Annotated in this window: 9 protein-coding genes; 6 read left to right on the forward strand and 3 right to left on the reverse strand. The window is 34.4% G+C overall.

Translation table 11 applies throughout. The features are described 5' to 3' along the window. Positions 1 to 65: 65 nt before the first annotated feature. The 3 genes from glmS to F1003_RS04670 are packed head-to-tail and all read right to left on the reverse strand — an operon-like array spanning position 66 to position 4,428. Positions 66 to 1,913 carry a glutamine--fructose-6-phosphate transaminase (isomerizing) gene (gene glmS, locus F1003_RS04660; RefSeq protein WP_155088057.1) on the reverse strand — a complete coding sequence of 616 codons (1,848 nt, stop codon included), beginning with the start codon at positions 1,911 to 1,913 and terminating at the stop codon, positions 66 to 68. Positions 1,914 to 1,924: 11 nt separating this feature from the next. Next, positions 1,925 to 3,607, reverse strand: a complete 1,683-nt coding sequence (gene bamH / locus F1003_RS04665) for a BamH family beta-barrel-assembly machinery protein (RefSeq protein ID WP_155088058.1) — start codon at positions 3,605 to 3,607, stop codon at positions 1,925 to 1,927. An 8-nt stretch (positions 3,608 to 3,615) separates the two neighbouring features. Further along, entirely contained in the window at positions 3,616 to 4,428 is an 813-nt protein-coding gene (locus F1003_RS04670; protein WP_155088059.1) for a glycogen/starch synthase, read from the reverse strand. Between the two features lie 110 nt (positions 4,429 to 4,538). Here F1003_RS04670 and panC point away from each other — a divergent pair, with 110 nt between their 5' ends. From panC to radA, 6 genes are all read left to right on the forward strand, one after another. Then, on the forward strand, positions 4,539 to 5,390 hold the full coding sequence (gene panC / locus F1003_RS04675; RefSeq protein WP_155088060.1) for a pantoate--beta-alanine ligase: 852 nt from the start codon (positions 4,539 to 4,541) through the stop codon (positions 5,388 to 5,390). A 13-nt stretch (positions 5,391 to 5,403) separates the two neighbouring features. Continuing rightward, positions 5,404 to 5,754: an aspartate 1-decarboxylase gene (gene panD / locus F1003_RS04680; protein WP_155088061.1), complete on the forward strand. Its 351-nt coding sequence runs from the start codon at positions 5,404 to 5,406 to the stop codon at positions 5,752 to 5,754. Positions 5,755 to 5,758: 4 nt separating this feature from the next. Then, the gene (locus F1003_RS04685; protein ID WP_155088062.1) at positions 5,759 to 6,718 is read left to right on the forward strand and encodes a lysylphosphatidylglycerol synthase transmembrane domain-containing protein; all 960 of its coding nucleotides are present in this window, start codon (positions 5,759 to 5,761) and stop codon (positions 6,716 to 6,718) included. 42 nt (positions 6,719 to 6,760) lie between these two features. Further along, complete coding sequence (locus F1003_RS04690) at positions 6,761 to 7,909, forward strand: alpha/beta hydrolase (protein WP_155088063.1); 1,149 nt, start codon at positions 6,761 to 6,763, stop codon at positions 7,907 to 7,909. Between the two features lie 78 nt (positions 7,910 to 7,987). After that, complete coding sequence (locus F1003_RS04695) at positions 7,988 to 9,175, forward strand: alpha/beta hydrolase (RefSeq protein WP_155088064.1); 1,188 nt, start codon at positions 7,988 to 7,990, stop codon at positions 9,173 to 9,175. A 201-nt stretch (positions 9,176 to 9,376) separates the two neighbouring features. Next, complete coding sequence (gene radA / locus F1003_RS04700; RefSeq protein ID WP_155088065.1) at positions 9,377 to 10,735, forward strand: DNA repair protein RadA; 1,359 nt, start codon at positions 9,377 to 9,379, stop codon at positions 10,733 to 10,735. Positions 10,736 to 10,845: the final 110 nt, after the last annotated feature.

Here is a 10,845-nt window from a genome sequence, read left to right on the forward strand (position 1 = left end):
AAATAAAGGCTCAAAAATTGTATTATTATCAATTTTTGAGCCTTTATTTGTGATATATTCAAATATTACTCCACCGTAACCGATTTTGCAAGATTTCTAGGTTGATCTACATTCCTATTAAGCATTACTGCTATATGATACGACAGTAACTGTAACGGTATTGTTGTTAATAACGGGGAGAGGCACTCTAGAGTTTCAGGAACTTCAATAACGTGATCTGCTAATTCTTTAACATTGGTGTCTCCTTTGGTTACAATGCCGATAATTTTACCTTTTCTAGATTTAATTTCTTGTATATTGCTCACTACTTTTTCATAATGTCCTTTTTTGGTAGCAATAACAACCACAGGCATTTGCTCGTCTATTAAAGCAATTGGTCCGTGCTTCATTTCAGCAGCAGGATACCCCTCAGCATGAATGTAAGAAATTTCTTTTAATTTAAGTGCTCCTTCTAACGCCACTGGAAAATTGAATCCACGACCTAAATACAAGAAATTGGTAGCATCTTTATAGATGTCTGCTACGGTTTGTATATAACCATCGGATTTTAAAGCTTCCTCTACTTTCTTTGGTATGGTTTCTAATTCAATTAAGTGATGTCTGAACTCTGAACTTGAGATGGTGCCTTTTGCTCTTGCCAATCGCAGTGCTATTAGTGTTAGTACAGTTATCTGCGTTGTAAATGCTTTGGTTGAGGCTACTCCAATTTCCGGTCCGGCATGTGTGTATGCTCCTGCATCTGTCTCTCTTGCAATTGAAGACCCAACCACATTACAAACACCAAATACAAATGCACCTTTTGATTTTGCTAATTTAATAGCGGCCAAAGTATCTGCGGTTTCACCAGATTGTGAAATAGCAATGACAATATCTTTTTCCGTAATAACAGGATTTCTGTATCTAAATTCTGAAGCGTATTCTACTTCAACAGGTATTCTTGCTAAATCTTCAAAAATATACTCAGCTACCAAACCTGCATGCCAAGATGTTCCACAAGCTACAATGATAATACGATCAGCAGCAAGAAACTTTTTCATGTTATCCTCCACACCAGCAAGTTTTACCATGGCTTCATTACTTAACAAACGACCTCTAAATGTATCGGAGATGGCATCTGGTTGCTCGTGTATTTCCTTAAGCATAAAATGGTCATAGCCACCTTTTTCTATTTGCTCAAGATTAAGCTGAAGTTCTTGTACGTAAGGATCTACGAGTGCGTCATCCTTAATCTTTCTAACTTTTACTTCTTTACCTCTTCTAACAATCGCCATCTCTTCGTCTTCTAGGTAAATGGCGTTTTTTGTGTATTCTATAAATGGAGAAGCGTCACTGGCTATAAAGAATTCGTCTTCACCAATACCTATCGCCAATGGGCTACCTAGTCTGGCAACTACAATTTCGTTAGGTTTGTTTTTGTCAAAAACAGCAATAGCATAGGCTCCAACAACCTGGTTTAATGCAATTTGAACCGCTTTACCAAGCTTAAGGTTTTCGCTCTTTTTAACGTCTTCTATTAAGTTGACTAAAACTTCAGTGTCTGTATCTGATTTAAAAGTATAACCTCTCTTAATGAGCTCTTTCTTTAAAGAGTCATAATTTTCAATAATCCCATTGTGAATTATAACTAAATCACCAGAATTGGAATAGTGTGGATGAGAATTTACGTCATTTGGAACACCATGAGTTGCCCAACGTGTATGGCCAATACCAAGCGTGCCATTGGTTGAAATTTCACTTTCTATACGTTCCTTTAAGTCAGAAACTTTTCCTTTGGTTTTTGAAAGTTTAATATTGGTGCCATCATAAAGAGCGATACCAGCACTATCGTAACCACGATATTCTAGTCTTTGAAGTCCTTTAATTACTATAGGATATGCCTCTCTATGGCCAATGTATCCAACAATTCCACACATAGGTTAATGTTTTAGTTATTTGGTTCTGTGTAATATATCTCTAAATACACTTTTTTACTTTCATCTTCAGTATTGTTTCCATGCAATACTGTACCTCTTGGTGTTATTATTGAACTCGTTGGTGTTGTAAATTCAGAATCATCAGTTGTCTGTACTCGTCTTTGTGCTAATATATCTTCTAAATTAACATTTAATGAAACAGCTAAACCTAATTCAACATTAGTAGAATCTCTTAATAAGATATTATTAATGTGCTCTGTAATCCTAAACTTATATTTAATACCGTCTCCAGTTGGTTCATCATCAACGCGTTGCAAAGGGCCAAGATGGTTAAACTTTGAAAACGAAGGTAAACTATTATTGGTAAGGTCAATAAAAAAATCTGTCAACGGTGATTTATTATCTATATCATACAGAAAAAGACGATCTGGCTCTTTTCCATCTACCATATTCTGATCCACATAAAAAACTAAGTTAGCTTCATTAACCAATCGTTTAGTTCTAACAAACTTACCGTCTTCATCAGTTTCTACAAATTCACTTTTCCAAGTTTCAAAAGTATTCATGGTGTTATCATCTTCATCCAAGTCCTCTCCATTAAATAACTTAATCCTTGCAATGGATCCTTCACCACCTTTTAAAAACAATCTGTCATCACCGTTGGTCTCATCTCCATCGTTAATTGGAGAGGTAAATTCATTATCCATAAAATTGATTCTATTGGGACCAAAACTTAAAACTATTGACGCCTGCTCAGTTGTATCTTCATCGTCCGAAGTAGAAGCTGTTAATCTGGTATAATAAATAGTAATATTAGAAGTTTGTGCACCAGTATTAAGAATAAGAAAACTGCCATCATCATTTACGGGCTCAGCTTTAAAATAAAGACCTCTAAAATATTCTGAAAAGTTGTTTTGGCTGTCTAAAACTGGATCACCTTCTTTATCAATAATTTTGTTATGCCAAAATGTAGTGTCTAATTGCACTCTTATACCAGGAAATTGTCTTTGAGTTACTTGTGTTTCTCCTTCATCATCTAAACCTGTTAAAACAAATCCTTCTTCAGAAATTTCGATGATATTATCAATTGGATCAAATTCTTCAGTTGTCTCATTGTAATCAACAAATGGCAATAGTGTACCTTCTAAGACAGCATCAGAAATCGGTTCAGTTGCTGATGCAGATTTGTTTGAAAAATAGGCCTGCGTTTCATCAAATTCAGCATTTGGATCAAAATCTCTAATAAAATAGTTGCTCTCAAATAAACTTAATCTTATTGGTTCTCTACCAAGAACTGAATCTATTTCATAAGTTACATTATCGTCCTCATCTACTTCTTCAATTGAACCAAAATATGGTATATATAATACAACAGAGTCAATTTTAACCACATCTCCAAAATCTGCACCAAAAGTAGTGCTTAATTGAGTTACAAAACTAGATGTTGTTCTGCCATATGTGTTATCGTCATAAACACCTAAAGTGTTAAGGCCAAGGCCATTGGTTTGTACTGGCTCTAATGCATCTGTATATGTGATGATATCGTATTGATCTGAAAGAATATCGAAATTAGTTGCAACATCATCATTTAAAATGTCTGATTCTAATGTTGAAAAGTCCTTATCGCAGGCAATAAAACTTGTTATAATCAGTGCAAATACTGCTATTTGAAGGGCAAATTTGTTCTTTTTCATAGGTTTATTTAACTGTTAAGCACAGTTTCTTTGTAAAACTCCGTGTAAGGATCTGCAAATTCTTCAATAGAATGGAAATCTAAAACAGGTTTCGTTAAATTTTTAATGTAAGTGTCTAATTCTTTTGGCAATGATTCTGAGCCTCTAATAATAGCATCAGAGTTGTCAATTGCAATTTTCATTAGATTAATATAATTTGGCTTTTCAAGAGGTTTTATAGCTTCTTCGTCCAAATTATCGAATTTCACCTTATCTATCATACCTTTATCTAACGTTCCGTCAAAGGTTTGATTGTACACGGAAGTCACAATTTTACTTTCAGTAAATAACGGTTCAGTTTTATAGAATTCTTTAAGATATAGCGGTAATAATGAGGCTAGCCATCCATTTACATGAATAATATCCGGAGCCCAGTTTAACTTTTTTACTGTTTCAATAACCCCTTTTGCGAAGAAAATAGCACGTTCATCATTATCTGGAAAAAGATTACCATCCTCGTCAGTCAAAGTAGCTTTGCGCTTAAAATAATCTTCGTTATCAATAAAATAAACCTGAATGCGTTCCTTAGGAATAGAAGCTACCTTAATAATCAAAGGCATATCCAAATCGTTGATGACTAAATTTATACCAGATAACCTTATAACTTCATGAAGTTGGTGCCTTCTTTCGTTAATATTACCAAAACGAGGCATAAATATTCGTATCTGTCCTCCTTGTTTGTTTACCATTCTTGGAGCTTCAAAGGACATTGAAGAAATCTCCGTTTCTGGTAAATATGGAACAACTTCCGACGACACATACAATATTCGTTTATCTTTCATAAATCTACTGCTTTTGAAAATTAAGAGTAAAAAACATGCAAAATTACAAAAATTTGTGCAGATTGCTAGTAAAATATTATGTTTGCACGCGTTAATTTTTTGTTATAGAGTTGAAAATTTTTCACAATCAAACCGAATTATCTAGTCATGTAGATGGCCTTAAGGCAGATGGAAGCTCCATAGGGTTTGTGCCAACAATGGGTGCGCTTCATAATGGGCACTTGTCTTTGGTTGAAAAAGGATTACATGACAATGCTTTTGTTGTAGTAAGTATTTTTGTCAATCCTACTCAATTTGATAATAAAGAAGATCTTGTTAAATACCCAAGAACATTAAATGCTGATGTGTCACTTTTAAGAACTGTTAGTGATACAAATATTGTGGTTTATGCACCAACCGTTGAGGATATTTACAACAATAATGTACAATCCCAATCCTTTACTTTTGATGGCTTAGAGCACGAAATGGAAGGCGCTTTTAGAGAAGGTCATTTTGATGGTGTAGGTACTATTGTAAAGCGTTTGTTTGAAATTGTTAAACCTGATAGAGCTTACTTTGGTGAAAAAGATTTTCAGCAATTGCAGATCATTAAAAAACTAGTAGAATTACATAATATACCTGTAAAAGTAATAGGTTGTCCAATCCATAGAGCAAAAGATGGCTTGGCAATGAGCTCTAGAAACTCAAGGCTGACAAAAGACCATAGAAATGTAGCTCCATTTATCTATAAAACCTTAAAATCTGCCAAGAACAAGTTTGGCACAAAAAGTGCTCAAAAAGTTACGGAATGGGTAGAAGAGCAATTTAAGCAACAACCGCTTTTAGAGCTAGAGTATTTTATAATTGCAGACACAGAAACCCTAAAACCAGTAAAACGAAAATCAACAAAAAAGACCTATAGAGCTTTTATAGCTGTATATGCAGGTGATATAAGACTTATAGACAATATCGCCTTAAATTAATTACCTTAGTCCCATGCAAATTCAAGTTGTAAAATCTAAGATACATCGCGTTAAATGTACAGGTGCTGACCTTAATTACATTGGTAGTATAACTATTGATGAGGATTTAATGGATGCTGCCAATATTATACAAGGAGAGAAAGTTCAGATTGTAAATAACAACAATGGTGAGCGATTAGAAACCTATTGTATTCCTGGCCCTCGTAATAGTGGAGAAATAACCCTGAATGGAGCTGCGGCTAGAAAAGTAGCTGTAGGTGATATTTTAATTTTGATTACGTATGCCTTTATGGACATCAAAGAGGCAAAAACCTTTAAGCCGTCTTTGGTGTTCCCAAACGAAGCTAACAATCTTCTAAAATAAACTTTTGAGCACACCAAAATCCATCCTAAAAGTTGTTTTGCCCTTGCTCTTAGGAGTAGTTTTGGTATGGTATTCATTGTCTCAAATATCCGTATCAAAACTTATTCAATATTTTAAGGATGCAGACTATTTTTGGATAATCTTAGGAGTGAGTTTAGGAATATTAAGTCATGTGTGTAGAGCTTATCGTTGGTTGTTTATGGCAGAACCATTAGGTTACAGGCCTAAATTTGCCAATAGTTTTATGGCTGTGTATTCAGCTTACCTTATTAATCTAACAATACCAAGAGCAGGTGAAGTAGCCAGAGCTTCAATATTAACTACATATGAAGATGTGCCTTTTGACAAAGGATTTGGTACCATTGTAGCAGAACGTGTTGCTGACACCTTAATGCTACTCTTAATAATAGGAATAGCCCTCGTTTTAGAGTTTGAGTTCATTTATAGTTTCTTTATGGAAAAGTTTAATCCCGCAACTTTGCTTATAGGCGGCGCTATATTGTTGTTGCTAGTTTTAGGATTGTACTTTTTTATAAGGCGAAGCAGTTCAAAATTTGCTTTAAAAGTAAAAAGCTTTGTTAAAGGACTTATTGAAGGTGCATTGAGCATATTTAAAATGAAAAAGAAATGGGCATTTATTTTTTATACTGTATTTATTTGGGTACTGTATTTATCTATGTTTTATGTCACCACATTAGCACTGCCAGAATTGGGCAACATATCACTAGCCGGTGTATTGATAGGTTTTATTTTAGCAAGTTTCAGTATTGCAGCAACAAATGGAGGTATAGGCTCTTTTCCGGAAGCTATAGTGATTGCATTTACGCTGTTTAATATACCAGAAGATCCAAGTAGAGCCTTCGGTTGGATTATGTGGTCTTCTCAGACTTTGGTCATTATAGTTCTTGGCGGCCTGTCTTTGATATACTTACCAATCTATAACAGAAAGAAAACCAGCGTATAAAAATATTTTTTACCTTGCTTCAACTTTAAGTCAATCTACAACATGAAGAATTTTTATAGACTTGTTATATTATTTCTAATCACATGTAATACCCAAGCACAAGCAATTTATGAAACTATAGATTCATATAAGCTTGATGATAAACGTGAATTAAAAATTCAATTGCCAAGAAATTATGATCCAGAAGCGGATCGCACTTATCCTTTGGTTATCGTTTTAGATGGGGATTATTTATTTGAGCCAGTTGCTGGTAATATAGATTACCAAGCCTATTGGGAAGATATACCAGATTGCATTGTGGTGGGTGTAAAACAAGCGACATCTAGAACAGATGATTTTTTCTATGCTGAAGAGACAAATTTGCCCATAAACGAAGGAGCGGATTTCTACGAATTTATGGGAGCAGAATTGATTCCCTTCATTGAAGAAAATTACAAAGCCTCTCCATTTAGAGTAATTGTAGGGCACGATATGAGTGCTAATTACATCAACTACTACTTGTTTAAAGATGAGCCAATGTTTAGGGCATACATAAGCCTGAGCCCAGATTTAGCACCACAAATGGTAGAAAGATTGCAGCAACGCTTATCAATTTTAGAGCAAGAAACATTTTATTACATGGCAACGGCAGATGCAGATTTGAAGGTTTTAAGAAATTCAATAATAGAATGTGACGCCAAATTAAAATCTATTGAAAATGGCAAACTACACTATAAGTTTGACAATTTTGAAGATGCCAACCATTATTCTTTGGTAGGGAGAGGAATTCCAAAAGCATTAAATGAAATATTTGCTTTATATAAACCAATTAATGGAAAAGAATACAATGAAAAAGTATTGACTTATGAAGGCTCACCGTACGACTACTTAATGAAAAAGTACGAAGACATAGAATACTTTTACGGTTTTGAAAAGAAATTGATAGAAAATGACATTAGAGCTATTGCAGCTGCTTGCAAAAAGCGCGACGATTTAGAATCTTTAGAAAAGTTGGCAAGGTTGGTTAAGAAAGAATTTCCTAAATCTATGCTCAGTGCTTATTATATGGGAATGTTCCACGAAAAGGAAGGCAACCTAAGAAAAGCACTGTTACGCTACAAAGCCGGATTATTGCTAGAGCCTTCTCAGTATATTGATAAGGAAATGATGCTCGAAAAAATGTACGATATACAAGATGCGATGAAAGATTAATTGCAGTTCATCGAAAAAAATTCACAACTTAACGATATTTTAGTATGTTTGGTACTCCAAAGCTAAACCTACTTAAAAATGAGAAAGACTATTTTAATAGTTCTGGCATTTATTTTTTGCATGCCATTATGCGCTCAGATTAGTTATGATGAAATAAATTCATCAAAACTAAATTCGGTTCGTCAACTAAAAATTAAACTACCAAAGGATTACGATCCATCCTCAGAAATTAAATATCCTTTAATTATTGTTTTTGATGGTGATTATTTATTTGAGCCCATAGCTGGCCAAGTAGATTTTCAAACCTATTTTGATGATATGCCAAGCTCTATAATAGTTGGTGTTGTACAAGGTAGCGAAAGACGTTATGATGGCTATTGTGATGAGGTCACTGGCTTACCTAAAGAATCTGGCTTACGTTTTCACGATTTTGTGGCAGAAGAGTTAATACCTTATCTAGATGAAAAGTTCAATACAAGTAAGTTTAGGGTTGCAGTCGGCCATGATTTAATGGGCAATTTCATAAACTCTTATTTATTTAAAGAAGATCCATTATTTAATGCTTACGTATGCATTAGTCCAGATTTATCGGGTACTGTAAGAGACTATTTAGGTAAAAGATTAGAGTTTTTTAAGGATGATATCTTTTATTATATGGCGACTTCAGATAAAGATCTGCCCTATATAAGAGAAGCTGTTTTAAACGCCAATTCTCAGATTTCAGAAGTTAAAAACCAATATTTAACTTATTATTTTGATGATTTTAAGAATGATACGCATTACACACTTGTTAACAGTGCAATTGCTAAATCGTTTGACAAGATTTTTGAATTGTACAAACCACTCCGTGAGAAAGAACTAGAAGAAAAAGTATTGACTTATGAAGGGACTTTAGACAAGTATTTGGTAGATAGATACGATAGGATTGAAGAGTTATTCGGAATAAAAAAACCAATCACAGAAGAAGAATTTGAAAAAGTAGTTAAAGTTGCCGAGCAACGTAACGATTTAGAGTCTTTAGAGAAAATAGGAAAACTGGCGAAAAAATTAAATCCAGAATCATTATTGGGAACATACTACCTCGCTCAATATTCAGAAAAAGTTGGTAAGACCAAAAAAGCTAAAAAGTTATACGAATCTGCTTTAACACTTAATGATGTGAGCCATATTAATAGAGATTTTATCTTCTCTAAAATAGATGAACTTACTATTGTAGATACAGATGAAGAAGAAGGAGGAGAGGAGGAAGACAATGAAGAAAACTAAGAAAAATTCATTATCGACCGACTATTTCTTTGAGGCATTGTTCAACAGAACAAAAAACTTTCTATTTACTAATATACCTTCAAAATTAGCTACGATAAAAGTTTTCGCAATAATCAGTTGGTTTAAAGACATCAACTAAAATTATATTAATTTAGCTGTTCTAAAATTTTAAAAGATTTCCGATTTAATTGGAAACTGAAAATGGCTAAAGTAAAAACAACCTTTTTTTGTCAAAACTGTGGTAGTCAATATGCCAAATGGCAAGGACAATGCACAGCTTGTAAGCAATGGAATACCATTGCTGAGGAGGTTATTCAAAAACCTGAAAAAAGTAACTGGAAGCCTCAAGGCTCATCTACCAAACGCGTCTCAAAACCACTGAAAATTAATGAGATAGATACTTCGCAAGAAGCACGCCTAAATATGCATGACGCAGAATTTAATCGTGTTCTCGGAGGTGGAATGGTTCAAGGTTCGTTAACACTTTTAGGAGGTGAACCAGGCATAGGAAAAAGTACCTTATTACTTCAAATTGCTTTAAAATTAAACTACAAAACACTTTACGTATCTGGGGAGGAAAGTCAGAAACAAATTAAGATGCGTGCAGAACGTATCAATCCCAATGACAATAGTTGCTATATCCTCACAGAGACTAAAACCCAAAACATCTTTAAACAAATAGAAGCCTTAGAACCAGATTTGGTAATTATAGACTCTATACAGACGTTGCATAGTGATTATATTGAGTCTTCAGCCGGAAGTATATCTCAAATTAAAGAATGCACTACCGATCTGATCAAATTTGCTAAAGAAACCGCAACACCAGTCTTGTTGATTGGGCACATTACAAAAGACGGTCATATTGCCGGACCTAAGATTCTTGAGCATATGGTAGATACCGTTTTACAATTTGAAGGCGATCGCAATCATGTTTTCAGAATTCTAAGAGCACATAAGAATCGCTTTGGCTCAACGAACGAATTGGGCATTTATGAAATGCAAGGTTCTGGTTTGCGAGAAGTTTCTAACCCATCAGAGATTTTAATTTCTGAAAAAGATGGAGAACTTTCTGGCAACGCAGTTGCCGCCACCCTTGAAGGGTTAAGGCCGTTGATGATAGAGGTACAAGCATTAGTAAGCACCGCAGTTTATGGAACTCCTCAACGTTCCGCGACGGGTTTTAATGCTAAGCGTTTAAACATGCTGTTGGCAGTTTTAGAGAAAAGAGCTGGCTTTCGTTTAGGCGCAAAAGACGTGTTTTTAAACATAACTGGGGGAATCACTGTTGATGATCCGGCAATAGATTTAGCCGTTGTTGCTGCAATCTTATCTTCTAATGAAGACGTAGCTTTACCTAGCGATTACTGCTTTGCTGCTGAGGTAGGTTTATCTGGTGAAATAAGACCAGTTCAACGTGTTGAACAGCGCATATTAGAAGCGGAGAAATTAGGCTTCTCCAGTATTTTTGTTTCTAAGTATAATAAGATTTCCATAAAAAACACACAAATTAAGATTCAGTTAGTCTCAAAAATTGAAGACTTGATAGGTTTTATAGTCTAATTCTCTGAAAAACAAGTGTTTTTAATCGGTGTTTTTGTGGTTTTCATTTTCCGCATTAAACACTTTATCGAATTTTTTATACACTTTATCGTTTTTTTTAACGAAATGTC

The sequence above is a fragment of the Winogradskyella ouciana genome, from assembly GCF_009709615.1.
GTDB lineage: Bacteria > Bacteroidota > Bacteroidia > Flavobacteriales > Flavobacteriaceae > Winogradskyella > Winogradskyella ouciana.